General features: G+C 66.3%; 27 protein-coding genes and 3 pseudogenes. 20 read left to right on the top strand and 10 right to left on the bottom strand.

Annotation, left to right across the window (positions count from 1 at the left end; all coding sequences use genetic code 11):
• Positions 1-20: 20 nt before the first annotated feature.
• A pseudogene (locus ABL844_RS33290) lies at positions 21-734 on the top strand (IS5 family transposase); the annotation flags it as partial.
• A 59-nt stretch (positions 735-793) separates the two neighbouring features.
• Here the strand turns inward: ABL844_RS33290 and ABL844_RS33295 are convergent.
• Positions 794-1034 (bottom strand): annotated as a pseudogene (locus ABL844_RS33295) (MBL fold metallo-hydrolase); the annotation flags it as partial.
• A 405-nt stretch (positions 1035-1439) separates the two neighbouring features.
• Between ABL844_RS33295 and ABL844_RS33300 the strand changes: the two are divergent.
• The 8 genes from ABL844_RS33300 to ABL844_RS33335 all read left to right on the top strand — a co-directional run bounded on the left by ABL844_RS33300 (position 1440) and on the right by ABL844_RS33335 (position 8982).
• Positions 1440-2381 (top strand): ThuA domain-containing protein, encoded by a 942-nt coding sequence (locus ABL844_RS33300; protein ID WP_418131984.1) that lies wholly within the window; start codon positions 1440-1442, stop codon positions 2379-2381.
• Between the two features lie 106 nt (positions 2382-2487).
• Positions 2488-4710: a PQQ-binding-like beta-propeller repeat protein gene (locus tag ABL844_RS33305; protein ID WP_418131985.1), complete on the top strand. Its 2223-nt coding sequence runs from the start codon at positions 2488-2490 to the stop codon at positions 4708-4710.
• A gap of 39 nt (positions 4711-4749) precedes the next feature.
• The gene (gene pqqA / locus ABL844_RS33310) at positions 4750-4824 is read left to right on the top strand and encodes a pyrroloquinoline quinone precursor peptide PqqA (protein ID WP_080898329.1); all 75 of its coding nucleotides are present in this window, start codon (positions 4750-4752) and stop codon (positions 4822-4824) included.
• A gap of 54 nt (positions 4825-4878) precedes the next feature.
• The gene (gene pqqB / locus ABL844_RS33315; protein WP_418131986.1) at positions 4879-5799 is read left to right on the top strand and encodes a pyrroloquinoline quinone biosynthesis protein PqqB; all 921 of its coding nucleotides are present in this window, start codon (positions 4879-4881) and stop codon (positions 5797-5799) included.
• A 30-nt stretch (positions 5800-5829) separates the two neighbouring features.
• Positions 5830-6558 carry a pyrroloquinoline-quinone synthase PqqC gene (pqqC, locus tag ABL844_RS33320; RefSeq protein ID WP_418132300.1) on the top strand — a complete coding sequence of 243 codons (729 nt, stop codon included), beginning with the start codon at positions 5830-5832 and terminating at the stop codon, positions 6556-6558.
• Positions 6555-6824, top strand: coding sequence for a pyrroloquinoline quinone biosynthesis peptide chaperone PqqD (gene pqqD / locus ABL844_RS33325; protein WP_418131987.1), 270 nt, complete (start codon positions 6555-6557; stop codon positions 6822-6824). Before pqqC ends, pqqD begins: the two co-directional genes overlap by 4 nt.
• Complete coding sequence (gene pqqE, locus ABL844_RS33330) at positions 6802-7986, top strand: pyrroloquinoline quinone biosynthesis protein PqqE (RefSeq protein WP_418131989.1); 1185 nt, start codon at positions 6802-6804, stop codon at positions 7984-7986. The genes pqqD and pqqE overlap by 23 nt, the downstream gene beginning before the upstream one ends.
• Positions 7987-7998: 12 nt before the next feature.
• Positions 7999-8982, top strand: coding sequence for an alpha/beta fold hydrolase (locus tag ABL844_RS33335; RefSeq protein WP_418131990.1), 984 nt, complete (start codon positions 7999-8001; stop codon positions 8980-8982).
• Here the strand turns inward: ABL844_RS33335 and ABL844_RS33340 are convergent.
• From ABL844_RS33340 to ABL844_RS33360, 5 genes are all read right to left on the bottom strand, one after another.
• Positions 8963-10333 carry an ELWxxDGT repeat protein gene (locus ABL844_RS33340; protein ID WP_418131991.1) on the bottom strand — a complete coding sequence of 457 codons (1371 nt, stop codon included), beginning with the start codon at positions 10331-10333 and terminating at the stop codon, positions 8963-8965. The genes ABL844_RS33335 and ABL844_RS33340 overlap by 20 nt on opposite strands.
• A gap of 69 nt (positions 10334-10402) precedes the next feature.
• Positions 10403-11683, bottom strand: a complete 1281-nt coding sequence (locus ABL844_RS33345) for a TRAP transporter large permease (protein ID WP_418131992.1) — start codon at positions 11681-11683, stop codon at positions 10403-10405.
• Positions 11680-12243, bottom strand: a complete 564-nt coding sequence (locus ABL844_RS33350; protein ID WP_418126492.1) for a TRAP transporter small permease — start codon at positions 12241-12243, stop codon at positions 11680-11682. The genes ABL844_RS33345 and ABL844_RS33350 overlap by 4 nt, the downstream gene beginning before the upstream one ends.
• Positions 12240-12695 (bottom strand): type II 3-dehydroquinate dehydratase, encoded by a 456-nt coding sequence (locus ABL844_RS33355; RefSeq protein WP_184642287.1) that lies wholly within the window; start codon positions 12693-12695, stop codon positions 12240-12242. The genes ABL844_RS33350 and ABL844_RS33355 overlap by 4 nt, the downstream gene beginning before the upstream one ends.
• A gap of 20 nt (positions 12696-12715) precedes the next feature.
• A complete protein-coding gene (locus ABL844_RS33360; RefSeq protein ID WP_418131993.1) occupies positions 12716-13717 on the bottom strand; it encodes a TRAP transporter substrate-binding protein in 1002 nt (333 codons plus the stop codon).
• A gap of 152 nt (positions 13718-13869) precedes the next feature.
• Here ABL844_RS33360 and ABL844_RS33365 point away from each other — a divergent pair, with 152 nt between their 5' ends.
• From ABL844_RS33365 to ABL844_RS33380, 4 genes are all read left to right on the top strand, one after another.
• Entirely contained in the window at positions 13870-14652 is a 783-nt protein-coding gene (locus tag ABL844_RS33365) for an IclR family transcriptional regulator (protein WP_418126498.1), read from the top strand.
• A 26-nt stretch (positions 14653-14678) separates the two neighbouring features.
• Positions 14679-15695: a TRAP transporter substrate-binding protein gene (locus ABL844_RS33370; RefSeq protein WP_418131994.1), complete on the top strand. Its 1017-nt coding sequence runs from the start codon at positions 14679-14681 to the stop codon at positions 15693-15695.
• 330 nt (positions 15696-16025) lie between these two features.
• Entirely contained in the window at positions 16026-16277 is a 252-nt protein-coding gene (locus ABL844_RS33375; RefSeq protein ID WP_184642408.1) for a hypothetical protein, read from the top strand.
• The gene (locus ABL844_RS33380; RefSeq protein WP_418126502.1) at positions 16267-16920 is read left to right on the top strand and encodes a hypothetical protein; all 654 of its coding nucleotides are present in this window, start codon (positions 16267-16269) and stop codon (positions 16918-16920) included. Before ABL844_RS33375 ends, ABL844_RS33380 begins: the two co-directional genes overlap by 11 nt.
• Before the next feature lie 260 nt (positions 16921-17180).
• Here ABL844_RS33380 and ABL844_RS33385 read toward each other — a convergent pair whose 3' ends face one another.
• On the bottom strand, positions 17181-17396 hold the full coding sequence (locus tag ABL844_RS33385; RefSeq protein WP_221297835.1) for a hypothetical protein: 216 nt from the start codon (positions 17394-17396) through the stop codon (positions 17181-17183).
• A gap of 799 nt (positions 17397-18195) precedes the next feature.
• Here ABL844_RS33385 and radC point away from each other — a divergent pair.
• The 6 genes from radC to ABL844_RS33415 all read left to right on the top strand — a co-directional run bounded on the left by radC (position 18196) and on the right by ABL844_RS33415 (position 24409).
• Positions 18196-18822, top strand: a complete 627-nt coding sequence (radC, locus tag ABL844_RS33390) for a RadC family protein (protein WP_418126504.1) — start codon at positions 18196-18198, stop codon at positions 18820-18822.
• 311 nt (positions 18823-19133) lie between these two features.
• On the top strand, positions 19134-19529 hold the full coding sequence (locus tag ABL844_RS33395; protein WP_418126506.1) for an ATPase: 396 nt from the start codon (positions 19134-19136) through the stop codon (positions 19527-19529).
• Positions 19530-20174: 645 nt separating this feature from the next.
• The gene (locus ABL844_RS33400) at positions 20175-21074 is read left to right on the top strand and encodes an ArdC family protein (protein ID WP_418131995.1); all 900 of its coding nucleotides are present in this window, start codon (positions 20175-20177) and stop codon (positions 21072-21074) included.
• A gap of 738 nt (positions 21075-21812) precedes the next feature.
• Complete coding sequence (locus ABL844_RS33405) at positions 21813-22172, top strand: DUF2958 domain-containing protein (RefSeq protein ID WP_418131996.1); 360 nt, start codon at positions 21813-21815, stop codon at positions 22170-22172.
• 557 nt (positions 22173-22729) lie between these two features.
• Positions 22730-23311, top strand: coding sequence for a hypothetical protein (locus tag ABL844_RS33410; protein ID WP_418131997.1), 582 nt, complete (start codon positions 22730-22732; stop codon positions 23309-23311).
• 438 nt (positions 23312-23749) lie between these two features.
• Entirely contained in the window at positions 23750-24409 is a 660-nt protein-coding gene (locus ABL844_RS33415) for a relaxase/mobilization nuclease domain-containing protein (protein ID WP_418131998.1), read from the top strand.
• A gap of 189 nt (positions 24410-24598) precedes the next feature.
• Here ABL844_RS33415 and ABL844_RS33420 read toward each other — a convergent pair.
• Positions 24599-24705 (bottom strand): annotated as a pseudogene (locus ABL844_RS33420) (integrase); the annotation flags it as partial.
• A gap of 186 nt (positions 24706-24891) precedes the next feature.
• Between ABL844_RS33420 and ABL844_RS33425 the strand changes: the two are divergent.
• Positions 24892-25296: a VOC family protein gene (locus ABL844_RS33425; protein ID WP_418131999.1), complete on the top strand. Its 405-nt coding sequence runs from the start codon at positions 24892-24894 to the stop codon at positions 25294-25296.
• A 178-nt stretch (positions 25297-25474) separates the two neighbouring features.
• On the opposite strand, the gene ABL844_RS33430 is transcribed toward ABL844_RS33425, so the two are convergent.
• Together ABL844_RS33430 and ABL844_RS33435 are read right to left on the bottom strand one after the other, a co-directional pair.
• Positions 25475-25597: an excalibur calcium-binding domain-containing protein gene (locus ABL844_RS33430; RefSeq protein ID WP_418132000.1), complete on the bottom strand. Its 123-nt coding sequence runs from the start codon at positions 25595-25597 to the stop codon at positions 25475-25477.
• A gap of 164 nt (positions 25598-25761) precedes the next feature.
• Positions 25762-25998, bottom strand: a complete 237-nt coding sequence (locus ABL844_RS33435; protein ID WP_418132001.1) for a hypothetical protein — start codon at positions 25996-25998, stop codon at positions 25762-25764.
• Positions 25999-26022: the final 24 nt, after the last annotated feature.

Below are 26022 nucleotides of genomic sequence, written 5' to 3' on the forward strand. Positions count from 1 at the left end.
CCTGGCCGAAGCAGACTAGGAAGGCGCTGCTCAAGGTCATCGAACCCCACTATCCAGTGGCAGGCCGAGGCCGTCGGCCCTACCCGTTGCAAGCCATGCTGCGCGTGCACCTGATGCAGAACTGGTTCGCGCTGAGCGACCCGGCGATGGAGGAGGCTTTGTATGAGATCGCCTCGCTGCGCACTTTCGCCGGACTCGGTCTGGAGGCAATCCCCGACGAGACAACCATCCTGAACTTCCGTCACCTGCTTGAGGCCAGCGACTTGGCCGAGGGCATCTTCAAGCAGGTCAACGCCCACCTGGCCAGGAAGGGACTGCTGCTGAAGCGCGGCTCCATCGTGGACGCAACCATCATTGCGGCACCCAGTTCGACCAAAAACAGCAACGGGCGAGCGAGACCCCGAGATGCATCAGACGAAGAAGGGCAACCAGTGGTACTTCGGGATGAAGGAGCACATCGGCGTGGATGCAGACTCGGGGCTGGTGCACACAGTGACGACCACCGCAGCCAACGAGGCAGATGTGGAACAGGTGAGCGATCTGCTGCACGGCAAAGAGGACGCGGTGTGGGCAGACTCAGGCTATCGCGGAGCACAGGGCCGAGTCGAGCGCTGCGTGCAATGGCACATCGCCGGCCGGCCCAGCGACCTGGCGAAGATGCCGGAGGGCCGCGCCAGGCCAGGGCGCGCAAGCAGGAGTACCGGAAGGCCAGCATCCGGGCGAAGGTGGAGCACCAGAACTTGACCTCGGCCGCGGAGACATGAATGCGCACGTCCGGGCGCAGGCGCTCCTAAACGCCCGGGACCAGCAGCCCGCCTACGTGGTCCATGTGCATGTGAGTCAGGATCACATCGGTGACGGACCCGAGCGCGATGCCGGCGGCTTGGAGTCGCTGGGGCAAGATCGGCAGGGTCTGCATTGGTGTCCATCGTCGAAGTTGGCAGCGGCAGCACGCCGTCGCTGACCACCAGCGCATCGATCTCGCCGACTTTCAAGGTGTCCGGTCGTTGATCGCACGCCGGATATTCCGCCACGCGTCTGCGTCCCCTCCTTGCGCACACGGCGCAACAGCCGCCGAGGTTCACTGCGGCCCCCGAGACCGGCTCGGCTTTCGGCCGGCGTCCATTACTTGTTCAAAGCGGGGAGTGGCTTCATCCGTCTGAAATAGGAAGGGATTTCCATTATGGAAATATTTTCCATAAAATTCTTATGATCGCTTCCGGTCAGCCCCGCCGCAGCGGACACGGCCGGCCGGCATCGGCAGAGCGTTCGCACTCTGCGCCATCGATCAGAACGAGGAGACTCCCTTGGAACTTGCCAAATCATTGACTCTCCGGCTCGCCTTGGCGGCGGCCTTGGCGGCGGCCGTGACGCTGGCCGTGACTGCATGCGGAGGAGGAAGCGGAGGCGGGGGAGGGGTGCCGCTCACGGCACTTCCCGTGTCGCCGACAGCACCGAGCAACCCGACCGAGCCCGCGGGAGAAACACCGGTCCAGCCCACGGACCCGGTGGCCGAAGCCCCCGACGACAGCTTCGACACCTACTACAACGTCTGCAGGGGAACGAATCCCAAGTGCTACAACGACTGGGGCGCCTTTGCTTCGACGCCGGACCGGGTGCTGGTCTATTCGCGCACGGCGGGGCCGCGTCATGCCGTGCTGGGCACGCCGATGGGCGCTGGCCTGAACCCGGTGATGAACCCGGACAACGTGATGCAGGCCGGCTTGGTGCGCATGCTGTCGGCCGAAGGCATCACGGTCGACTGGACCGAAGACGTGGCGGTCCTCAGCAGCCGCATCAACAACTACAAGGCGATCATCTTCGCGAGTTCGAACCGTGACACGCTGTGGAACGGCGCGGTTAACACGAGCCAGGACGCCGCGCGCACCGCACTGCGCAACTACATGCGCCGCGGCGGCGGCTTCGTCGGCCTGCACAACGCGTTCGGTGCGGAATACAACTGGCCCTACTACGAAGGCCTGCTCGGCAACGCGAACTTCTACAACCATGGGCCGAACCGTGCCGGTGATGTCGAGATCGTCTCGGACGACCCGTCGACGAAGGATGTGCCCAAGCGTTTTTCCTTCCAGGACGAGTGGTACAACCTCATGCCCTTCCCCACGAAGGTGAAGTTCCTGGCCAAGGTCGACACCTCGACGCTGAAGCCGCTGACCGCGGCGCCGCATCCGGGCCATGCGGACTTCCATCCGGTCGCCTGGTGCCAGTACTACGACGGTGGCCGCGCGTGGCTGACGACCCTCGGGCACAACGCCCACTCGTTCACTGCGGACCTGTCGGGCGTGGGGGCCATCGAGTTCCAGAAGCTCGTGGTCCAGGGCGTCAAGTCGGCCATGGGCCTCACGCCCTTCTGCACCGAATAACGATCGAGCAATTGGCTGCCAGGCCAGCTTCGCGCACCGCGCCCTGCCTGCGGTGCGTGCGGCCTCGCGCACATCCGTTTCCCAACTTCACCAGGTAGAGACATCCATGAAACAAAGATCATTGGTCACGCTGCTGGTTTCCTGCGGCGTGCTCGCATCCCCCTTGTTGCTCGGCGCGTGTGGCGGTTCGAGCGGCGGCGGCGCGCCGGTGCTGCCCATCAGCCCGGCCCCTGCGCCGCCGCCGGCATCGAGCGCGCCGCCACCGGCATCGCCGCCGGCGGCCGCCGCGCCCGCGGCCAACCTGTCCGAGTGCTGCACGGCCGGCGACAAGGACTTCCCCAAGGTGGGCGGCAACCTGGGCAACCAGAACTACTCCAGCCTGCGCAAGATCAACAAGGGCCTCGTCGGCCAGCTGGGCGGCGCCTGGGTCAACCAGATCGAGGGCGGCATGACCACCGGCACCAACCAGAGCACGACGGTGGCGGTCGACGGCGTGCTCTACATCGAGTCCGCGCTGGGCAACGTGATCGCGGTGGACGGCAAGACCGGCCTCACGAAGTGGAAATGGACCACGCCCTACGGGGCCATCACCCGCCGCGGGGTGGCGGTCGCGAAGGACCTGGGCCTGGTGTTCACCGTCGCCACCGGCAACCGCCTGGTAGCACTCAGGACGGACACGGGCGCCATCGCCTGGATCAAGCAGTACCCGAGCAGCAGCACCGACCCCGACTACCAGGGCGCGCTGCAGAAAGTGGCGCTCGTCTATCACGACAAGCGGCTCTACCTCGGCACCAACGACGGCAACCGCGGTGCGGCGTTCTCCGCCGATGCGTTGACGGGCAAGGTGCTGACCTCGTTCTGGGGAGTCCCGCGCGCCGGCGAGATCGGCTACGACACCTGGGGCGGCGCCGCCGAATCCGACCGCACCGGTGCGACCCCGTGGATCCATCCCGCGGTGGATCCCGAACTGGGCCTGGTCTACTGGACCTTCGGCAACGTGCGCGGCGGTTCGTCGCAGAACGGCTCCACGCGCCCGGGCCTGAATCTGTTCGCCAATTCGATCGTCGCGCTGGACCTCAAGACCGGCGAATACAAGTGGCACTTCCAGTCCGTGCACCACGACATCTGGGACATGGACAACGTGATGTCTCCCGTGCTCGCCGACGTCAAGATCGACGGGAAAGACCGCAAGGTCGTGATCTACGGCAGCAAGACGGGCATGTACTACATCCTCGATCGCAAGGATGGCAGCGCGCCGCTGGGCATCGACGAGGTGCCGGTGAAGCAGGACGCCCGCCAGGCCAGCTGGCCGACCCAGCCCTTCCCGCGCCAGGGCGCCTGGACCGAGACCTGCATCGTGGACCAGCCGCTGGGCACGACGATCCCCGGCGATCCCAACCGCGCGGTCCCGAACTACGTGAAGGGCTGCCTCTACGACGCGCACTGGGACGTGCCGATCCTCTCCATTCCGGGACACGGCGGCGGCGCCAACTGGAACCACCAGTCCTTCAGCCAGCGCACGGGCCTGGTCTACACGGGCATGGGCTACGTGTCGGCGGCGCACTCACTCACCGAATCGAGCAACGGCCTGCGTCCGCCGGGCACCTACATGACCGGTGCGGTCGTGGCGGTCGATCCGAGCACCAACCTCGTGAAGTGGAAGAAGCAGATGCCGTATTCGCTGGCGCACGGCAACGGCATCCTGAGCACGGCCACCGACTTGCTGTTCATCGGACAACCCGACGGCAACCTGCTGGCCCTGGATGCGCAGGACGGCAGCGAGCTGTGGCGCTTCCAGACCGGCGCGGCGATCAGTGCCAGCCCGGTCTCCTACGAGATCGATGGCGAGCAGTACATCGCGGTGTTCTCGGGCGGCACAGGCATCCCGTACGGCGATTCGGCACCGCGCGGCGACCGTCTGTGGGCCTTCAAGGTCGGCGGCTCCGTCGCGCCCGCGCCCACGCCGGTGCCGCCGGTCGTGCGCCGGCCGGTGTCGGGCTCGGCGGTGGACGGCGCGGCATTGCCGACGCCGAACACGGTGTTCCTGGCACGCGTGCAGACCGCCGCGAACGAGCCGGGCGCCACCGAATCGACGGCCGTGAATGCCATGACGCCGACCTTCATGCGCGTGCCGGCGAACACCACCGTGACCTTCACCAATCCGGGGACCAATGCGAACACGCACTGCGCCACGCAGTTCTTCGAAGGCCGGTTCGACTTCAGGCTGGCTCCGGGCCAGTCCGCGACCCACACCTTTGACATGCCGGGCGAATACTTCTACAACGACTGCCATAGCCCGCGCCCGACGGGCAAGATCGTCGTGTACTGATTCCGTTTCCTAACCCTCAACCACTGAAGGAGCAATGCGATGAAATGGTGCAAGCCTGAGTTCGAAGAACTGCGTTTCGGCTTCGAGATCACGATGTACATCTCCGCGCGCTGAGCGCGGCCCCCGACGGCACCGGCTTCGCGCCGGTGCCGTCTTTTTCTTGTGCCCATGAAGATTCTGGTTCTTGGTTCGGGAGCGGGCGGTGGCTTCCCTCAATGGAATTGCAACTGCCGCCTGTGCGCCGGCCAGCGAACCGGGCGGATCCGGGCCCTTGCTCGCACGCAGAGTTCGATTGCCGTGTCGGCCGATGGCGAACGCTGGGTGCTGCTGAACGCCTCGCCCGACATCGGCGCACAGCTGCGCGCGTCGCCGGCGCTGTGGCCTCGCCATGGCCTGCGCGACTCCGCGATCGAGGCCGTGGTGCTGATGGATTCGCAGATCGACCATGTCGCGGGGCTTCTGAGCCTGCGCGAGGGATCGCGGCTGCAGCTCTACTGCACGCCTGAATCGCATGAAGACCTCACCGGCAGCCTGCCGTTGTTGAAGGCGCTCGAAAGCTACAGCGGCGTGGACTGGCACCCGATGCCGCTCGCGCCCGGCGGCGGCGCGTGGCACGAGGTCGCCGGCCTGCGCCTGCAGGCCGTGCCGGTTCCCGGCAAGGCACCCCCTTACTCGCCGCGCCGGCAGGCCGAGGCGCGAAGCGACAACGCGGCCGTGCTGATCGAAGACCCGGCCAGCGGCAGGCGCCTGTTCTATGCACCGGGCCTCGCACGCGTGGGCGAGGCCGAGCGCCGGTGCCTCGACGGCTGCGACACCGTGCTGGTCGACGGCACCTTCTGGAGCGAGGACGAGATGGTCGCGGCGGGCCTCGGCAAGAAGCACGCCGCCGACATGGGCCACCTGCCGCAATGCGACGGGCCGCACGGCCCGGGCATGCTGGGGGCGCTGGACGCCTGCGCCGCGCGCAGGAAAGTGCTCATCCACATCAACAACAGCAACCCGATCCTCGACGAAGACGGGCCGGAACGCGCCGAGCTCGTGCGCCGCGGCATCGAGGTGGCCTTCGATGGCATGGAACTGGAGATCTGACGCGTGACGCACCAGCAACAACGGCAGCAGATGCAGCAGGAGCCCTGGCCGCCGCAGATCTTCGAATCGCAGCTGCGCGCGATGGAGTCGCGCTATCACAGCCACCATCCGTTCAACCGGCGGCTCAACGCCGGCGAACTGCAACCCTTCCAGGTCCGGGGCTGGGTGGCGAACCGGTTCTACTACCAGTGCCGCATTCCCGTGAAGGACGCGGCGATCCTCTCCAACTGCGACGATCGCGCGACGCGCAGGCGCTGGGTGGTGAGGATGCTCGACCACGACGGGCACGGCGACCACGAAGGTGCCCATGCCGGTGGCATCGAGATATGGACCCGCCTGGGCCTCGCGACCGGCCTGCGCCGCGATGTGCTGGAGTCGCACGCGCTCGTCCTGCCGGGCGTGCGCTTCGCCGTGGATGCCTACGTCAACTTCGCGCGCATGGCGCCCTGGCAGGAAGCCGTGATCTCCTCGCTGACGGAGATGTTCGCGCCGCGCATCCACAAGGACCGGCTCGCGGGCTGGCCCACGCACTATCCGTGGATCGACACCTCGGGCCTGGACTATTTCCGCAGCCGCATCCCGCTGGCCGACCGCGATGTCGAGCACGGCCTGGAGGTGGCGATGCAGTGGTGCACGACGCGCGAACGACAGGCCCGTGCCCTGCAGATCCTGGGCTTCAAGCTCGACATCCTCTGGGCCATGCTCGACGCGATCGAGAAGGCCTATCCCGACGACCTTGCGAAAGAGCAGCAGCCATGAGCGCATGGACCGACAGCGCGCAGCCGGCAATTGACCCGATCTACAGGATGCAGTGGGAAGAGGCGCAGCAGTGCCACGTGCTGCTGTTTCCCGAGGGCATGATCAGGCTGAACCAGCCGGCGGCGGAGATCCTGAAGCGCTGCGACGGCAAGACCTCGGTCGCGGCGCTCGTGGCCGACCTCGAAAGCACCTTCGGCGAGCCCGATCTGCGTGCCGACGTGCTCGAGTTCCTGGAGCAGGCCCGTGGACGCCACTGGATCCGCTGAGCGCGCCTGTGCGGCGGCTGTGAAACCGCCGCTGTGGTTGCTCGCGGAGCTGACCTATCGCTGTCCGCTGCACTGCGCCTTCTGTTCGAACCCCGTGGACTACACGCGCTACGGCAACGAACTCGACACGGGTGAATGGATCCGCGTATTCCGCGAGGCGCGCGCCATGGGGGCCGTCCAGCTCGGGTTCTCGGGTGGCGAGCCGCTGGTGCGCGAGGACCTCGAGGAGCTCGTCGCCGCCGCGCACGAGCTCGGCTTCTACACCAACCTGATCACCTCGGGCGTGGGCCTCGTGCCGCAACGCGCCCAGGCGCTGAAGAAGGCCGGCCTCGATCACATCCAGCTGTCGTTCCAGGATTCCAGCCGCGAGCTGAACGACTTCCTGAGCTCCACGCGCACCTTCGACCTGAAGCAGCGCGTGGCCCGCACGATCAAGGACTTGGGCTATCCGATGGTGCTGAACTGCGTGATGCACCGCTACAACCTGCCGCATGTCGGGCGCATCATCGAGATGGCCGAGTCCATGGGGGCGGATTTCCTGGAGCTGGCCAACGTGCAGTACTACGGCTGGGCATGGCGCAACCGCGAGATGCTGATGCCTTCGCGCTCAGCGCTGGCGGGCGCCGAAGCGGTGGTCGAGGCGCACCGGCCGCGCCTGGCGGGGCGCATGAAGATCCTCTGGGTGGTGCCCGACTATGCCGAGGGAAAGCCCAAACCCTGCATGGCCGGCTGGGGCAGCGTGTTCCTGGTGGTGGCGCCCGACGGCGTGGCCCTGCCGTGCCACAGTGCGCGGATGCTGCCCGGGCTGGAGTTCCCCAACATTCGCGAGCACGCCATTCGCAGCATCTGGCACGACAGTCCGGCCTTCGGTGCCTACCGCGGCACTGGCTGGATGAGCAGCACCTGCGCAAGCTGCGACGACCGGGACAAGGACCATGGCGGCTGCCGCTGCCAGGCCTTTCTGCTGACCGGCGATGCGGCCTCGACCGACCCGGTCTGCCCGAAGAGTCCGCGCCACGCGCAGGTCGAGGCCATGGTCGCGGCCGCGGCCGCGGCGGACGTGCGCGACAACGGCGGCGCGCCGCTTCGCTTCGTGCCGGGCGCCAGGCGGTCGGGCGAACTGGTCTTTCGCACGGACGCGAATGCACGGGCGCAGGGCTGAGCGGACCCGCGTGTGACGCAGGGTCCTCGTCCGATCGTTCACCGGCTGCCGCTGGACGGCGGACATGTCATGCATGTCGAGGAGCATGGCGATCCGGCGGGCCTGCCGGCGCTCGTGCTCCACGGCGGACCGGGCTCGGGCGGCTCGCCGGTGTTGCGGCGCGAGTTCGATGCGCGGCGCTACCGCATCATCTGTCCCGACCAGCGAGGATCGGGTCGCAGCACGCCGGCAGGCACGATCACGGCCAACACGCTCGCCGATCTGCTTGACGACCTGCGGCGCCTGCGCGATCACCTGCGCATCGAGCGCTGGCTCGTGGTGGGCGGCTCCTGGGGCGCCACGCTCGCATTGGCCCATGCGCTGGACCAGCCCGGCGTCGTGGCGGGCCTGCTGCTGAGGAACGTGTTCCTGGCGCGCGGCGGCGACATCCACGGTTTCTTCGCGCAGGCGGTACGCCACGGTGATTCCGAATGGCGCGCGTTGTGGAACGAGGCGTGGCAGCGGCAATGCCCGATCACCGAGGTGATCGCGCAGGTCCTCGCGCACGGAGCGCCGCAGCGCCAGTGCCGGATCGCCGCGCTCTGGTTCGGGTGGGAACAACGCATGGCCACGGGAAGGCCCGCGCCGCAGCCCGACGACGCGACGCTGCAGCGGCTGGTGGCGCGCTACCGCGTGCAGGCTCACTACCTGAGGCACGGGTGCTGGCTGCGCGCGCCCGCGCTCCTGGAGCGCTGCGTCGCATTGCCCACGGTCCCCACGCTGATCGTGCATGGCACGCAGGACCGCCTGTGCCCGCCGCAGGGGGCCCGGGCGCTCGCGCATGCCTTGCAGGGGCGCGCCATCCTGCGGTGGGCGGCGGGCGCCGGCCACGACCCCACGCACCCGGCCATCGCCGCAGCCATGCGGCGGGCGTTGCACGACTATGCGGTCACGCAGGCCTTCAGCGGCGCCGCAGAACCCGCGCCCGGCCTGCGGATCAGCGCAGGCGCTGGCTGAGCGGATCGCCGACCAGGACCAGCTGGCCGTCCTTGCGGTGCGCCCACAGCCGTTCGTTGCCGTTGCCATCGTCTGCAACGAAGAGCACCGAGTTGCCCAGGCGGCGGAAACCCTGCGGCATGGAATGTCGCGCGCCCGGCGCGATGTCTGCCACGGCGCGGGTGCCCGCTCGCGTACCGTCGCTGGTCCACGGCTCGACGCCGCTGGCGCTGCCGCCGTTGGCGGAGAACCAGAGGCGGGAGCCGACGACCGAGAAGCGCGCGGGCGATCCGTTCTGCGCGCCCGGCGCGATGTCCTTGACCAGGACGGTCCCTGCGGCCGTCCCGTCGCTGCGCCAGAGTTCCGCGCCCGAGGCGCCGTCGGTCGCGGCGAAGTAGAGCTGGGCGCCCATGGCCGTGATCGGGCTGGAAATGGCGCCGGAGGGTCCCGGGCGGATGTCCTTCACCAGTGTGGTCCCGCCCTCGGTGCCGTCGGTCTTCCAGAGCTCGAGGCCGTGCGCGCCGTCGTCGGCGGCGAAGTACAAGGCGCGGCCGAGGGCCGTCAGGTGCATCGGGCGGGAGGGCCCGGGACCGGGCCGCAGGTCTTTCACCATGTGTGTGCCGCGTGCCGTGCCGTCGCTCTTCCACAGCTCGGTCCCGTGCAGGCCGTCGTGGGCGGTGAAATAGAGTTCGTCGCCCACCGCCGTCAGGTTCTGGATGCCCGCGTCCTCGGGGCCGGGCCGGATGTCCTTCATCAGGCGCGTGCTCTCGGGCGTGCCTTCGCTGACCCAGAGTTCGTGGCCGTGCTCGCGCGTGGTCGCGGTGAAGAACAGGCGTTGGCCGGCCACCGTGAGCTGGCGTGCCAGCGCGCGCGGGCCGGCTTCGATCGAGGACACGCGCACCGTGGTGGGCGCGCTGCCCAACGTCTTCCACAGCTGGAATCCCGAACGCCCGTCGTTGGCCACGAAGTACAGCGCATCGCGAAACACCGTCAGCTCGCTCGGCAGCGCGCTTTCCTCGCCCGGCTGGAGGTCGATCACCAGGGCGGTGCCCGCGGCGGTGCCGTCGGTGCGCCAGAGCTCGATCCCGTGCACGCCATCGGTGGCGGCGGTGTAGACATGGCCCTTGAACGCCGTCTGGCCGGCGGGGAAGGCGCCCCGGAAGCCCGGGCGGATGTCCTTGAGCATCGCGGTGCCCGCGCGGCTGCCGTCGGTGACCCAGAGCTCCTGCCCGCTTTCGGCATGGAAGGCGCTGAAGATCATTTTTCCGCGCAGCGGCGTCAGCCCCGTGGGCGAAACGAAAGCCAGCGGCTGGCGCTGCTCGGGCAGCACCTCGCGCTCGGGGTCCTGCGCGGCTGCGGGCAACTGCGTCATGAACGCGAGCATGCACAGCAAGATGCGGCCGCGCCGCCGCAGGCCGGGAAAAGCGCAGATCGCCACCGCCTAGCCTCCGAACCATCGCGCGGGCGCGATGACCAGTTGCGGGAATGCGACCATCGCGAACAGGATCGCGAACTCGGCAATCATGAAAGGCACCACGCCGCGCGTGACGTCGTCCATCGAGATCTTGCCGACGCCGGCCACCACGTTCAGCACCGTGCCCACCGGCGGGGTGACCAGTCCGATCGAGTTGTTGATGATGAACAGCACCCCGAAGTACACCGGATCGATCCCCGCGGCCTTGACGATCGGCATCAGCACCGGCGTGAGGATCAGGATGGTCGGCGTCATGTCCATCGCCGTGCCCACGACCATGACGAGCACCATGATCGCCGCCATCAGCAGGACCGGATTGCCCATGAAGGGCTGCAGCAGGCCCACGACCTTCGACGGCAGGTCGGCCACCGTGATGAGCCAGGCGCTCACCATGGCCGCGGCGATCAGGAACATCACGATGGCGCTGGTCTTGGCCGCGCTCACGAAGATGCCGTAGAGATCCTTCCACGTGATTTCCCGGTACACCACCGTCGACACGAACAGCGCGTAGACGGCAGCCACCACGGCCGCTTCGGTCGGCGTGAACACGCCCATGCGCAGGCCCACGAGGATGATCACGGGCAGCATGAGCGCCCACAGCGCCTTGCGGAAGGCCGAAACGATCTCGGCCGAGGATTTGCGCGGCGGCGGCACGATCTTCTCGCGCCGCACCAGCCATGCCCAGGTGATCCACAGGGCACCCCCGATGAGCAGGCCGGGCACGATCGCCGCGAGGAACAGCTTGGAGATCGACACGTTGGCCGCCACGCCGAAGATCACGAGGCCGATGCTCGGGGGGATCACCGGGCCGATCACGCCGGTGGCCGCGATGAGGCCGCCCGCGCGTGCCTTGTCGTGCCCCGCGCTCACCATCATCGGCAGCAGCAGCGCGGTCAGCGCGGCGGCGTCGGCCACGGCCGAGCCGGAGAGCGCTGACAGCAGGCAGCCGGCCATGATGGTCACGTAGCCCAGGCCCCCCTTCACATGGCCCACCAGCGCAAGCGCGAAATCGACGATGCGCTTGGACAGGCCGCCGACGTTCATGATCTCGCCGGCGAGCATGAAGAAGGGCACGGCCAGCAATGGGAAGCTGTCGGCGCCGCCGATCACGTTCTGCGCAAGGATCTGCGCATCGAACAGGTCGAGGTGCCACATCAGCGCCACGCCGCTGGCGAGCAGCGAGAACGCGATGGGAATGCCCATCGCCATGGCCAGCAGCAGGGTGCCCACGAAGACGAGGATGGTCATCGGCGCGCTCCCTGCGCATCGTCCTTCGCGCCGAGGATCTGCTGCAGCTGCACGGCTTCCTCCGACTCCTGGACCATCACGAGGTCGTTCTCGGCGATGCGCCCGGTGAGCAGGCGCAGCAGGTCGAGCGCCAGGATCAGGCCGGCGAGCACCGAGAAGACCACGCCCGAGGCATAGACGATGGCCATCGACGCGCCGGTGACGGGCGCGGTCACGTCCCAGTTGATGCGCGCCTGCGCGACGCTGCCCTGGAACAGCAGCCAGACGATGTAGAGCATGACGACATGTCCGACGGCCAGGCAGACCTTCTTGCCCAGGGGCGGCAATTTCTGCACCACCATGTCCACGCCCAGGTGCCCGTGCTCCTTCAGGGCCACCACGGCGCCCAGGAAGGTCATCCAGATGAAGAGCCAGCGAGACACCTCTTCGGACACGGTGATGCCCGAGTTGAAGCCGTAGCGCAGCACGACGTTGCCGAAGACGAGCACGACCATCACCGCGAGCGCGGCCGCGATCAGCGCCTCGATGCCGCGGCAGCACCGCTCGATCCAGCGGCTCATGCGGCGGCCCGCGCTTCGGTCTGCCTGTGCATCTCCACCAGCGCGCGCAGGGCGGCCAGGTACGACTGGGGCCCCAGGCCCTGGATGGTGCCCTTGACCGCCGGCGAGATGATCGAGTGGGCGCGCCAGGTTTCGCGCGCGGCGATGTTGGACATGTGCACCTCGATGGTCGGGAAGGGCATGGCCTTGATCGCGTCGTGCAGCGGCACGCCGTGCTGCGTGAGCCCGGCGGGGTTGACCAGCGCGCCCTGCGCGTCGTCGATGTGCGCGTGAAGGAAGTCGATCAGGTCGCCTTCATGGTTCGACTGGAGGGTCTCCAGCGTCACGCCGAGTTCGCCAGCCAGCGCCTGCAGCCGCGCATCGATCTCGGCGAGCGTGGTCTTGCCATAGATGTGGGGTTCGCGGCGTCCGAACAGGTTCAGGTTGGGGCCGTGGAGGACGAGGATCTTCATGGAGGTGGGGCGTGCAGCAGTCATTGTTTGCGGATGCGGGCGAGCTCGTCGTTGTAGAGCTTGACGATGGCGGGGTCGTACTGGGCCGCGAACTTGTCGATCGCCGGCTTGGCGATCTCGCGCATGCGCACCTGCTCGGCCGCGCTCACCTCGTTGAACTGGGCGCCCTTGGCCTGCAACTCGCCCACGGCCTTCTGGGCCGCCGCCCGGCTGACCTGGCGCTGATAGCCGCGCGCCTCGTCGGCGGCCTCGTGCATCATCTTCTGCTCGGCGGGGGACAGCGAGTCCCAGAACTTCTTGCTGACCAGCACGATGTTGGCGGCATACACGTGATTCGTCGCGCTGACGAACTTCTGTACCTCGAAGAACTTGTTCGACAGGATCACCGAATACGGATTCTCCTGGCCGTCGACCGCCTTGGCTTCGAGCGCGCCGTAAAGTTCCGCGAACGGCATCGGCACGGGGTTGGCCTTGAAGGCCTTGAAGGTCTCCAGGAACACGGGGTTGGGAATGACGCGGATCTTCAGGCCTTCGAGGTCCTCGGGCCTGCCGATGGGACGCTTGCTGTTGGTGACGTTGCGAAACCCCAGGTCCCAGTAGCCGAGGGCCACGAGGCCTTTGTCGGGCAGCTTGGCGATGAGTGCCTGGCCCAGCGGACCGTCGAGCAGGGCGTCGGCCTGGGCGAAGCTGCTCACGGAGAAGGGGAAGTCGACCAGGCCGAACTCCTTGACGATGCCCGCGAGCGACGTGGTGGCCGGCGCCGACATCTGCTGGACGCCGCCTTGCAGCGCGGACTGCTGCTGCATCTCGTTGCCGAGCTGGGAGGCCGGGAACTCCTGCACCTTCATCTTGCCGCCGCTCTTGGCCGCGAGCAGTTCGGCGAAGCGCTTCACGCCGAAGCTCACCGGATGGTCCGCATTGTTGAGATGGCCGAAGCGGATCACCCGTTCCTGTTGGGCCCAGCTCGGGGCGACAAGGCCGATGCACAGGCCGGCGACGGCAAGCGTACGAAGAAGTTTCACGGAAGGTCTCCAAAAGGAAGGCAGAAAGGACGGATTGCGGCGATTCTGGGTTTTCCGGAAAATCTTTCCATTATGGAAATCCCTTCCCGCGATCTGATAGAGTGATGCCGTCGAGACAGGCGGCTGGCCGCGATTGAACCGGGAGACATCAGATGAGCGAGATGCTGGGACGCAGCTTCAAAGTGTTGGAATATCTGGCGGAACACCCGCAGGGTGTTGCGCTGTCCACCGTGGCCAGTGAATTGAAGATCCCCCTGAGCGCATCGCACCGACTGCTCACGGAGCTGATTCGGTGTGGCTACGTACGGCAGAACGCGATCGATGGCCACTATGTGCTGACCATCAAGCTCGTTTCCGTCGGCCTGTCGTTCCTGAGCAATTCGGGCATCGTGGACGTGGCCCAGCCGCTGCTGGACCAGCTCGCCGCCGCCTCGGGCGAACTGGTGCGCCTGGCGGTGGTCGACGGCGAAGACCTGACTTTCGTGGCCAAGGCGCAAGGGGCCACGCACGGGCTGCGCTATGACCCGGACATGGGCCTGTCGGTGATGCTGTCGTGCAGCGCCGCGGGGCATGCCTGGCTCTCGACGATGAGCGAGGACGATGCGATGGCCCTGGTGGCCAAGAAAGGGCTGGGCAAGCCCGAGGACTTCGGCCCGAAGGCGCCCACCACGCTCAAGGCCGTGATGGCCTACGTGAAGGCGGCCCGCCAGCGCGGCTTCAGCATGATCAACGAGGTCTTCGCGCCGGGAATGACCGCCATGGCCGCCCCGGTCTTCTCCGTCCACGGCGCGGTGATCGGCGTGGTCACCATCGCGGGACCGGCCGTCAGGCTGACGCCGCATCGGATGGAAGCGCTGGGGCCGGCGCTGCTCGGCACGGCCGAGGAAGTCGCACGCGCCAGTGGCGCCTCGGCGCTGTTCAAGAAGAGAGCCTGACCAACCCCAACGAGGAGACAACCGCCATGAAGAAGGATCCGATTCGCAAGCTGTTCCTGGCCGCGGTGGCCGCCACGGCTGTCCTTGCCGCGCCAGGTGCGCTCGCACAGGTCAAGGAGCGCACGCTCAAGTTCGCGTTCCAGAACCAGACCGGCCATCCGCAGGCACAGGGCGCGCAGAAGTTCGCCGATCTGGTGGCCGCCAAGTCGGGCGGCAAGATCGCCGTCAAGCTGTTCGCGGGGGGCGTGCTCGGCGGCGACCTGCAGACCGTGTCGGCGCTGCAGGGCGGCACGGTCGAACTCACGGTGCTGAACGCGGGCATCCTCTCGGCGCAGGTGAAGGAGTTCGCGGCCTACGACTTCCCGTTCCTGTTCAACAGCGGCAAGGAAGCCGATGCGGTCACCGATGGCCCCTTCGGCCAGAAGCTGATGGCCAAGCTGGAGGACAAGGGCCTGCATGGCCTGGGCTATTGGGACCTGGGGTTTCGCAACGTCACCAACAGCAAGCGGCCGATCACCAAGGCGGACGACATCGCAGGCCTGAAGATCCGCGTGATCCAGTCGCCGATCTACATCGACATGTTCGCTGCACTGGGCGCCAACGCCACGCCGCTGCCGTTCCCGGAGCTGTATTCCGCCCTTGAGCAGAAGGCGGTCGACGGCCAGGAGAATCCGAACACCACCATCCTGTCGTCCAAGTTCGCCGAGGTGCAAAAGCACATCACCCAGACCCGGCACATCTACAACCCGCAGGCGCTGCTGGTCAGCAAGAAAACATGGGATGGCATGAGTGCCGAGGAGAAGAAGATCCTTACCGAAGCCTCGGCCGAGGCGACGGTGTTCCAGCGCCAGGCCTCGCGCGGCGCGGCCGACAGCGCGCTCGATGCGTTGAAGACGGCAGGCATGACCGTGTCGGAATTGCCGTCCGAGGAGATGGCCAGGCTGCGCGCCAAGGTCAAGCCGGTGATCGACAAGTACTCGGCGTCCGTGGGCGAGGCCACCGTCAAGGAGTTGATGGCGGAAATCGCGAAGGTGCGCAAGTAGCCGACGCGACAGCCGATGCGTGATTTCAGTTGATATTGCTTCCTGCGATTGCTTCATCCGGAGGTGGGCGTGGATGGAGTGGTGTCGAGCACCCGCAGGTTCATCAACGCCCTGATGTCCTCGAAACCGATGCGCGTCCGAGCGACCGACGGGGCACGGCGCGCCGCGGGGGGTGAAAAGTTCGCATGTGAAATACTTTGAGCTTCAATTTATATAAAAAGTTTCTCAAGGCGATACTTTTCCCGCTGGTATGGGAATACCTAATCCGGCAAAATTGCGTCATTAATTTCGATGCACCGAAAAGTGCTTCGTTAACTCATCAGTATCAAAATGACCAAGCCAAACGCTCAAATTCGCAGTGCGCCAGCACGCGGTGGCCGTGTTTCGGATCATGGTACTGATTGGGTTCGAGTGGTGGCAAAGACGGGCCGTCCCGTCACTTTGGCTGATCCCGAGATGGCCGAGTCTGTTCGCCGCCTTGAGAAGGCGGTGACGCAATCCCCGGTGAAAGCGCTCGAACTTCTGCAACTCGCTGGGATCGCGACGCCGACTGGACGCCTGAAGAAGGTATATGGCGGCTAGAAAGCCGCCTGACATCCCCGGCTACAGCAATTACCAGCGCCTGCCCAGCATGGTGCTGGGATTCCACGGCTGTGACAAATCTGTAGGCGAAGCTGTTCTCAAGGGCAAGGTGCCCCACCTTGAGACAAGTGCCAACGAGTACGACTGGCTGGGTGGAGGCATCTACTTCTGGGAGAACGATCCCCTCCGAGCCATGGAGTGGGCAATTGCTGGCATGAGCAAGCCAAACATTACCAAGGGAAAGATCACCAAGCCCTTCGTTATCGGCGCCGTCATAGAGCTTGGCCATTGTCTGAACCTGCTTTCGCGCAACAGCATCGAAGAGGTGAAGGTGTCGCACAGGGTGATGCTGAAGGCGATGGAAACCGCTCAGATTGAAGTACCGAAGAACACTGGCTATGGCGGGTTTCGGCGAAGCCTGGATCGAGCGGTGATCGAGTTTCTCCACGTGTCTCGTGGAAGGGAAGTGCCGCCGCTGCAGCCCTACGATACAGTCCGGGCGGCGTTTAGAGAGGGTGGTCCCGCCTATGGGGGAAAAGGTCCTCTCGAAAGCATGGCAGGTTTCGACAACCGAAGCCACATCCAGATCGCTGTTCGTGATAAGACCAAGATCAAGGGCTACTTTCGGCCCATTCACGACTGAGGCCATCGGCTATTTCCAGCAGGAAAAGCGCAACGCGTTGCGGGGCCGATGCGGAACAAGTCCAGGAATGTCAGCGAGCACTATCGTGTCTCGCTCTCCCAAACCGGGGCCGGAATCGCAGATCCGGCTGCAGGCCGCATAGATACTGGACTCTTGACGGTGTCAGCCTTCAGTACCGACAAATCTCAAGTTGTCCCCCGTTGCGGCAGAAACTGGTGCGTTCATTCGGGGCGCCCCGGCCGGTATCGAGCAACCCGCTTTCACAATCGAACGCCCCGGACAGGGGCGGTTTCAGCGCAGGCAAGAACCAGATCGATATCGTGATGCGGTGAAGCTTGCAGCGCGTCGACCAAGACTTTGCCTGTTTGCGCTCCCTGCAGTCGCCGGAATTCCTCTGTCGCGCCGGCCACGATCTCGTCCCGACCATGAACGCTCACGTGCTGCGGCATCGCCAAGGGCGCGCCGTACAAGTTCACTGAAACGTGTGTGTCTTGGCATCCTGAAGCGGCCAGTACCCTGGTGGAAAGGGCTGGCCGCTTGGCTGGGGAATTGGGGGGCTCTGAAAATCTGCTCATGCCGATCAGATTGGCATCGCCGCCCGCGTGATGCAAGAAAAATCCGGTGCCACCATTTCTATGGCGTCCAAAGGCCGCGTATGCCCAAGCCTTTTGAGCTGGATGCAGGCTTCTGCGCGGCGCTTTGCCGGCGCAGGGAAAGCTTGCTTCGGCAAGCCGTTTCCCCCGACTCCTTCGCGGCGTTGTGGCCCCCCAAAAAAAGCATGTCTGGCCCACACCTTCCTGTGCCCCCTGCGGCCTTCGCAGAGGCCGCGATAAGCGCGGGCCTCTAGCCAAGGAGGGCGCCAGGATTTCCTCTCCAAGAGGCTGGATTACTGAGGAAATGCCCTCGGTGGCTGCAAAGCGCCCACTCATGGCCACCCAAACTGCTCCCTCCTGGCTGCGGTAATGCGCCATTGCGTCCCGTCTCGCTTCGCCTCGTGCGGGCCGGCGTAGAGGGACGTTTGGTTGGCCTCCTCGATGCGCCGGGCCTGGAGAACAGAGGCAGCGGGCTCCTACGTGACCTCTGTGCAGGGTGGGGGAGGGCTTGCCTGTGAGCCCTGAGGCTACCCCCTCGTTCTCGCGTTCAAGGCCCTGCGCGCGCACCGTGGGTGCGTGCTCGGCGCGTGCCGCGCGCCTGCGGCGGCCCTGAGCGCTGCGCTGCGACGGGGTGGCGGGGTCTCGCAGGCAATCCCGCCTGTGTCACCCACAGGAGTTCGTCATGAACGCTTCCTCTTTCTCTTCCTTCTCCTCTTCCTCCATGCCTTCCGCTTTCACGGCGCGCGAGCTCCAGGTGCTCGATGCGCTGCGTCCGTTCCTCGGTGCCGATACCGAGGGGCTGTACGCGGCGCAGGGCCGCTCGCTGCACCGGCTGGTGTGCTTCGCGCGGGACTCGTCGCTGCCGGGATGCGCGCAGCTGCTGTGCGGGCTGCGCCTGGCGCGGGAGCTGCTGGCCGAGGAACTGCGCCCCGGCGAGGCGTTCCGATCGCTGTACGCGGTTTCCGACTACCTCAAGCTGCACTTCGCGGGGCAGGCGCACGAGAGCTTCGCGGTGCTGTTCCTCGATGCGCGCCACACGCTGCTGGCGTTCGAGGACCTGTTTCGCGGGACCGTGACGCAGACCGAGGTCTATCCGCGCGAACTGCTCAAGCGCGCGCTCCATCACAACGCCTCGGCCGTGATCCTGGCGCACAACCATCCATCGGGCGCGGTGGAGCCGTCGCGGGAGGACCTGGCCGTGACGCAGGCGCTGAAGTCGGCGCTCGCGCTGATCGACGTGCGGGTGCTCGACCACATCGTGGTGGGCGCGAACCGGGTGGCCTCGATGGCCGAGCGCGGCCTGCTCTGAGGGCGGCCGCGGGGGCGCTTCGGCGCCCCTGAAGCGATCCGGTCCGGGCGGCTCATGCGGTGCATGTGTCCGTCCTGCGCTGCGGGGATGCGGAGAGATGGAAGCCGAGAGATGGAAGCGGGGGGGAAGGAGCAGGACGGGGAGGGCGGTCTTGCTATGGCCTTCAGCGTTGCACGGCGTTCTCGCCGTCAAGGGCTGCGCGCCGCGCTGCGGCGCTGGCGGCCTGGCGGCCGTCGTCGACCCCTGACTGCTGCGCTGCGCCGTGCGGGTTCCGGCCGCGGGCAATTCCGCCCGGACAACCGGAGATCGTCATGGACGAGAAATCACACGTTTCGCTGGAACAGCACCTCTGCCTGGTATGCGGCCTGAACTTCGATACCGGCGGCATCCTGCTCGAAAGGCGCCTGCGTCAGAGCATGCAGCGTCACACGGTGACAGGGTGGGGCCTGTGCGGCGAGCATCGCAGGCTCTTTGACGAGGGCTTCGTCGCACTCATCGAATGCGACCCCGAGCGCAGCGGTGTGCCGGCGGACCAGGACCACATGCGGCCCGAACAGGCTTGGCGTACAGGGCGGCTGGCGCACCTGAAGCGCGAGGCCCTCGCCAGGGTGACCCACGTTGCGCTGGCGCCCGACGTGCCCTGCGTCTTCGTGGAGCCGGGCGTGATCGAGCAGCTGCAGGCGATGGTCGGGCCCGAGGAGGACTGAGGATCCCTTGAGGTCCTCGGTGCGCCGTTTCGTGACTGCGAAGCGGCGCACTTTCTTTCCTGCCTGCCGTGTCTCGTTCCGGCGGCGCATGGCGGAACGTCGACGCCGGGGCGACGGGCGCGGTTGTCCGCTACGACCCGCCGGAGCCCCGGCATGCGCGCACGTGCGCCGGCAGGCGCATCAAGGCGCTCGATGCGTATGGCGTGTGGTCTCGTTGGCCGTGGCTGTGGCTGTGCCCGCTGTCGGTGGTCGGTCTGCGGTCGTCCCGCCTCTGGATCGACGCATGGCGCGGGTCGCTCCCCGCTCCAGGGTGAAGGCGCTGCCCCCGTCCTCGCCCGGTCCTCGCGACGCTCGGCTGCGGCCTGCGGGCGGGCCCCGGACCGTCTCGCTGGCCCCTTGCCGGCTTTGCGTCGAGGCGGCTCCGACAGCAGATTCCTTCCACCATCGCGGCATGCGCCGCAGAAAGGCTTCACCATGGCCACGTCTTCTCGCACTTCTCGCTCTTCTCGTTGCGTCGTGCCCGCTCCGGCCGTGGTGCCGGATCCGAAGACCCCGGGCGTTCCCCCCGTGCCCCCCGAGGACTCTCCCACGGCAGGTGAATCAAATGAGGGGCGCGCCTGGCGGCGTTCGGGCAAGCGCGTGGGCATGGACATGGATGTCCGGCGCGTGATCACGGACCGGATCATGGCGATGCTGGCGCAGGGCGAACACGTGTGTCGTGCGCGCTGGGTCCAGGCCGCGACGCGCGGGGCGCCGCGCAATGCCGGCACCGGGCGGTCCTACCGGGGCGTGAACGCGCTGCTGCTGTGGGACGCGGCGATCGTGCAGGGTTACGAGGTGCCGCTGTGGCTGACCTACAGGCAGGCCAAGGCTCTTGGCGCCCAGGTGCGCAAGGGCGAGCGCGGCGTGCTGTGTGCGCAGTTCGAGCGGACGGGGGGCCGCGGCGATAGAGACCCGCACACCGAGTTACAGGACGGGCTCCTGCAATGCCGGCCATTCTGGTTGTTCAATGTCGCGCAGGTCGACGGGCTCCCGGCGAAGCGCCTCGATCCTCCGGCAGTCGCTGCCGCAGGCCCCTCGGCTGCGGAGCACGGGGCGATGGAAAGGGTGTTGCGGCTGGTCGGTGGCTGCAACGCAACGCTTCGCCATGGGTTCGAACGCGCAGCGTATGTGCCGGAGTTCGACGAGATCCGGTTGCCGTGGCCGAAGCGATTTGCAAGCGGCGAGAACTATGGGGCGACGCTGTTGCACGAACTGGTGCACTGGAGCGGACATCCGCAGCGGTTGCATCGCGAGTTCGGCACGCGCTTCGGCGACGCCGCTTGCGCGTTCGAGGCGCTCGTGGCCGAACTCGGTGCGGTCTTGCTGATGGGGCATTGCGGGCTTGTCGGCGCCGTCGTCGAAGGCCATGCGGACCCTCTCGCGGACTGGTTGGAGGTGCTGCGCCATGACCGCAGCGCGATCTTCACGGCCATGCGCTTTGCCGGCGAGGCCTGCGATTTCATCATGGAGCGGGAGATGCTGGTGCTCGCGCCACTCTCGTGACACGATCGCCTTCAGGCGACCGAGCTTGCCGATCTTCAGCCGATGGATCCTGCGCCCAAGGCGCTCAGGATCTTGGTGACTTCGTTCGGCGATGCTCGAGCTTCCTTATCGTCCTGTGCGACGGCGCGAGGACATCGGGTATCTCGCTGGATGCCGCGCGGGCGCAGGCCGCCGGCCGCTTCGCTCCGTGCTGGACCTCCAGCCCGGAGGCCGGCCGTCACGCGCGTCCATGGCGCGCGTGCGTCGCGAACCTTCGGCTCTGGCCGAGACGGCTACCGATCGCCGGGCGGCGCGCCAGTCTTGCGCATGTGCGATTTCTCGCACAACCGGTGCGAGAAATGCCGGCGCGTTGCAGACCGGATGGAATCGGCGTCTGCGCGCTGGCCCGCTGTCGACAAGCCGCCGCCACGGGCTACGGGGTGCGAGGCGGTCCGGGTTGGCGGCGGGCTCAGCGACACCGACGGTCCGGCGTGTGCGAACGAGCGATCCCCGGGGCGCGCCGAAGCTGAGAAAGCGGAGAAGGCAGCATCAGGGAGAAAGAAGAAAGAGGCCGTGATGTGAGTGAGTGGCTGGCTAGCTGGCTCCTTCAGCGTGGCACACCGTTCTCGCCGTCAAGGTCTGCGCGCGCCGCTGGCGCGCTCGCGGCCTCTCGGCCGTCTTCGAACCTTGACCGCTGCGCTGCGGCGTGCCGGTGACGGTGCCGGGCCATCCCGCCCGCAACCGTTCAAGGAGAACGCCATGGCTGCTTCCAGTTTTCCCTTTCTCACCGATGCGCAGTTCGACCAGTTGCTGGCCAACGGCCGGCAGTCGCAGGTGCGGTCGGACTTCGATCCGCTGCCCGTGGTCAAGCTGTTCACGCCCGATGCCGGTGCCACCTGGCTGCTGGGCGGGATCGATCCCGATGCACCCGATATCGCCTTCGGCCTGTGCGACCTCGGGCTGGGCTTTCCGGAGTTGGGCTGCGTGAGCCTCGCCGAGCTGTCCCAGCTGCGCGGGATGCTGAATCTGCCGATCGAGCAGGACCTGCATTTCCGCGCCGACCGGCGCCTGAGCGTCTATGCGAGGGAGGCCCGCAGTGCGGGGCGTATCCAGGCCTGACGCGCTGGTCGACACACGCCGGGGGCATGCGCGTTCTTCATGTGCGTGCCTTGCGAGCGTTTTTCGCGCACCGTGTGGCGGCGCGTGATCTGCGCCAGGTGCCAGCACGCGTCCAACGCGTGCGCATTCCCTGTGTCGTGCCGAGCTTTCTAGCCCCTCTTCATGTCGCTGAAAAAGTCATGCTCGACACGCAAGTCTCCTAGCGCGCGAAGGACCCCGTCTGGTACACCGCGCAAGCTGCGCGCCGTCCATCACGCGGATTGGTGCCCTCTGATGTTGCTTGGGAGATGAACTGCTTTTTGCATCTCTCCAGACTTGCAGCATGAGGCCAAAAAGGAGGCTCGGAGACGTGATGGAAAAGTACGTTGCTCACCTGGCAACGCATGATTTTTAACGAGCGCGGCGTAGTGAGGTGAAGTGCGGCAGGCGTGGCGCTCAGCCGGGGCGAGCTTGGACGGAAAGCGAATGAAAGACTGGCTGCCAACCGTCGGGTTCTTGTGCGGCGATGAGGGCAGGATAGACTGCCGTCAGACATTGTCTACAGCGATGGTGTTGCGATGGCCCAGATCCCTCAATCAAGCAGCGTGATCAGTACCCGAGTGCCACTCGGTACGAGGGCGAGCTTCGCTGCGCTGGCCTCGCGCCATCAGCTCAGCGAATCCAGCTTGCTGGCCAAGTTGATCGACGATGTATTGACAGCCCACGGCGCAGGCGCGAGCAACATGAGCGGACGGCGGGGCTCGCGTGATGCGACCGCCGAGGGTGTCGCCGCGGATCGCATCACGCTGCGGCTTCGCCCCGGCGACCGAGCACTGGCGACACAGCGCGCCGAGGCCCGCGGGATGAAGACGGGCAGCTACCTGGTCATGCTGATCCACAACCATGTTCGCGGTTCGACCGTGATGCCGCCGAACGAACTGGGCCAGATCAAGGCGGTCTGCGCTCAGTTGGCGGCGCTCGGGCGGCAGCTCAAAGTGTTCGGCATGCCGAACACTTTGGCTCAAAAAGTGGATTTGGAACCGGGTGATGCGCTCGAATCGATTCGACGGGAGGTCGAAGCTGCGCGCGAGGCCACCGCTGCCGTCGTGCGCTGGAACCTCATGAGCTGGGAGAGCGATCGCGAGGCAGGCCATGCCTAAGCAGACCGTGCGCATGGGCAGAAGCCGTGGCGGGCCGAACGGTGCCTCGCGCGACATGGCGCTGGACATCGTGAGCTACGGCCGGCGCGGACCCGGCGGCACCCTGCGCTTCGGCGCCGGCGAGATTGCGCAGATCCAGCGCACGGTGGGCCGCGCACCCGAGGTGATGGTGAAGGTCTCCGGCGGTGGTCGCGATGCCGGCGGCGTCAAGGCGCATCTGGACTACATCGGGCGGCACGGCAAGCTGCCCATCGAGACCGACGAAGGGCTGCCACGTCAGGGGCGAAGCGCAGCCGGGGAGATCACGCTCGACTGGCAACTGGACCTCTGCAGAGGCCAGCACAAGCCCAGGCCGGAGCCCGGCCAGAAGGACACCCGTGCGAAGCTCGCCCACAACATCGTCTTGTCGATGCCGGCCGGCACGCCCCGGAGAAGGTGTTGGCGGCGGCACGCATCTTTGCGCGCGAGAACTTCGCGCTGCAGTACCGCTACGCCATGGTGCTGCACACCGACCAGGCGCATCCGCACGTGCATCTGGTGGTCAAGTGCGAGCACGAGTTCGAGCCTGGCGAGCGCCTGTACATCCGCAAGGACACGCTGCGCCAGTGGCGCGAGCAGTTCGCCGCGCTGATGCGCGAGCAGGGCGTGGCGGCCAATGCGACGCCGCGGCAGGTGCGCGGGCAGATCCGCAAGCCGCAGAAGGACGCCATCCATCATCGGCTGCGTGCACTTCGGGCGTTCGGGCAACTGCCGAGGGGCGAGCGGGCAGGGCAGCGGCCGCCGAAGACCTCGACCTTCATGCGTGCCAAGCTGGACGGCGTGCTCCAGGTTCTTCGGACGAGGCGAGGCGCCTTGAATGCTGGTCAGGACGTGATGCAGGGTACCCGCCAGCAGGTCTTGGCAAACTGGCGCGAGACCGCCGAGGTCCTGCGAAGGCAGGGTGAATCCGGACTGGCGGTTCAGGTCGAGCGCTTTGTCGAGCGCATGCCCTCTGTGCGGACCGATGCGCAGCGCATGGCCGAGCGCTGGGGGGAGGCGGAGAGAAACCGAGTGCAAGAGCGTACGGATGCCAAGTTCCCTGGGGCGCCTGTTCGGTGACCCTGGAATTCCTGCAACGGCCGATGAAGCTTTGCGCAATGCCGTAGTTCTGCGCTGTTAGTGAGAGCCATCGATTTGGCTGAAGGTGCTCTGTGAGACCAGCGTGCCGTTCACGCAGCGCGCGACAGCAGTCTCTGCTTCATTTGCTCCAGTTGCTTTCACGGGCTGCGATAGCGAGATCCAATGTTGCCGCATCCGAAGCGCCCAAATGTCCTTGAGCTTGAAGGGCGCCTTCTGGCCGACAATCTTGCCTTTGTCCAGGGCGCGCGGCAGGTTGCAGTGTTTGCTGATCCCATGAAGGTCTCCCATTGAGTTGAGAGAGTCTCAGCATGCGCGCGCCGGAGTGCAGTTGTCCTTGATGCAGCGCTTGCTTTCCATGGGGCAGGCATCAGCTTCGCGGCTATGTCTGACCCACGGCAAAGGGCACAATCGGCCAACACCTGACAGTCGAAGCTGTCCTCCAGATTTCCTGAGGAGCCAACGTGTTTTCCCACATCTTTGTGAGCGTCAGTGATTTCGAACGCGCCTTGCGCTTCTACGGCGCGGTGATGGGTAGCCTTGGTGTGGAGCTGCGCTTCTGTGAGCGAGACAGGCCGTGGGCCGGCTGGCACAGCGCAGGTGACGCTCGCCCCTTCTTCGTCATCTGCAAACCGTACGACGGGCAGCCGCACGAGCCCGGGAATGGGCAAATGGTCGCCTTTGCCGCTGCCACGAGGGCGGTGGTCCGAGCTGTGTACCAGACCGCCTTGGAGCATGGCGGCACATGTGAAGGCCCTCCAGGGCTTCGCCCGCACTACCACGACAACTACTACGGCGCCTATTTTCGAGACCCCGACGGGAACAAGCTTTGCGCTGCCTGTCATGCTCCGTCGCCCGACGACGCATGAGGGGGTCAGCGAACGCCTCGGCTGGCTACAGTCGGCCAGTACCGGCCGGCCGCCGACCCCGCTCAATTTGACTGTAAGCAGACATTCGCGACGCGTGCTCACAACGGGTTGAGTGCGGGCCGCTCAAGCTTCGCCGGAAGCGCGCGCGGACCAAGAGCGGCCGGTCAGATGCGCGGGCCTATTTGGGAAGAAGGCCGGTCCACCATTGCTGTTCGCAAGGCACGCCATCATGGTTCCTATCCATTTGGGTGCCGGGGCAGTTCTTGAGGAAGAACTTTGCCTCAATGCATGACGACGTCATCTGCGAGCATTACCTGCGTCCGTCGCACTAGAAGCTGCTAGACAGGGGCATCGAGGCCTGCCGCGTCTTGTGACGCCACCGCAGGACTTTGGCCGCGACCTTTGAGGCGTACCGGTCGTACTTCCCATAGCTGAATGCGCCCAATGCAAAACGAAAACTTCCAATCACCGCATGGTCAGGTCCAGACCGATCCACTTGCAAAACTCAAAGGTGAGGAAGAGCACGAGGAACGCAGAAGCGACGAACGCCGAGCCCACCTTGATGGATGTCAGGATCACTGCAGCTGTCTTTTGATTCTTGTACTTCTGTCCCCGTTCGTAGTGCCACTTGACGGCCAAATACATGCCCACGCTGAGCACGAGAACCTTGAAAATAACAAAGGAGATAGGGATTGAATTCATGATTGAAAAGACATCAGGTGACAG

It is taken from the genome of Variovorax sp. 278MFTsu5.1 (assembly GCF_048305045.1).
Taxonomy (GTDB): domain Bacteria; phylum Pseudomonadota; class Gammaproteobacteria; order Burkholderiales; family Burkholderiaceae_C; genus Variovorax; species Variovorax guangxiensis.

Coding starts and splice junctions, on each gene's coding strand:
- ABL844_RS33340 (WP_418131991.1), bottom strand. CDS start 10,333: ATGACGCAGTTGCCCGCAGCCGCGCAGGACCCCGAGCGCGAGGTGCTG.
- radC (WP_418126504.1), top strand. CDS start 18,196: ATGAACGCTTCCTCTTTCTCTTCCTTCTCCTCTTCCTCCATGCCTTCC.
- ABL844_RS33400 (WP_418131995.1), top strand. CDS start 20,175: ATGGACATGGATGTCCGGCGCGTGATCACGGACCGGATCATGGCGATG.
- ABL844_RS33355 (WP_184642287.1), bottom strand. CDS start 12,695: ATGAAGATCCTCGTCCTCCACGGCCCCAACCTGAACCTGTTCGGACGC.
- pqqD (WP_418131987.1), top strand. CDS start 6,555: ATGAGCGCATGGACCGACAGCGCGCAGCCGGCAATTGACCCGATCTAC.
- ABL844_RS33410 (WP_418131997.1), top strand. CDS start 22,730: ATGGCCCAGATCCCTCAATCAAGCAGCGTGATCAGTACCCGAGTGCCA.
- ABL844_RS33350 (WP_418126492.1), bottom strand. CDS start 12,243: ATGAGCCGCTGGATCGAGCGGTGCTGCCGCGGCATCGAGGCGCTGATC.
- ABL844_RS33305 (WP_418131985.1), top strand. CDS start 2,488: ATGAAACAAAGATCATTGGTCACGCTGCTGGTTTCCTGCGGCGTGCTC.
- pqqB (WP_418131986.1), top strand. CDS start 4,879: ATGAAGATTCTGGTTCTTGGTTCGGGAGCGGGCGGTGGCTTCCCTCAA.
- ABL844_RS33370 (WP_418131994.1), top strand. CDS start 14,679: ATGAAGAAGGATCCGATTCGCAAGCTGTTCCTGGCCGCGGTGGCCGCC.
- ABL844_RS33365 (WP_418126498.1), top strand. CDS start 13,870: ATGAGCGAGATGCTGGGACGCAGCTTCAAAGTGTTGGAATATCTGGCG.
- ABL844_RS33375 (WP_184642408.1), top strand. CDS start 16,026: ATGACCAAGCCAAACGCTCAAATTCGCAGTGCGCCAGCACGCGGTGGC.
- ABL844_RS33345 (WP_418131992.1), bottom strand. CDS start 11,683: ATGACCATCCTCGTCTTCGTGGGCACCCTGCTGCTGGCCATGGCGATG.
- ABL844_RS33435 (WP_418132001.1), bottom strand. CDS start 25,998: ATGAATTCAATCCCTATCTCCTTTGTTATTTTCAAGGTTCTCGTGCTC.
- ABL844_RS33380 (WP_418126502.1), top strand. CDS start 16,267: ATGGCGGCTAGAAAGCCGCCTGACATCCCCGGCTACAGCAATTACCAG.
- ABL844_RS33405 (WP_418131996.1), top strand. CDS start 21,813: ATGGCTGCTTCCAGTTTTCCCTTTCTCACCGATGCGCAGTTCGACCAG.
- ABL844_RS33430 (WP_418132000.1), bottom strand. CDS start 25,597: ATGACGTCGTCATGCATTGAGGCAAAGTTCTTCCTCAAGAACTGCCCC.
- pqqC (WP_418132300.1), top strand. CDS start 5,830: ATGCAGCAGGAGCCCTGGCCGCCGCAGATCTTCGAATCGCAGCTGCGC.
- ABL844_RS33395 (WP_418126506.1), top strand. CDS start 19,134: ATGGACGAGAAATCACACGTTTCGCTGGAACAGCACCTCTGCCTGGTA.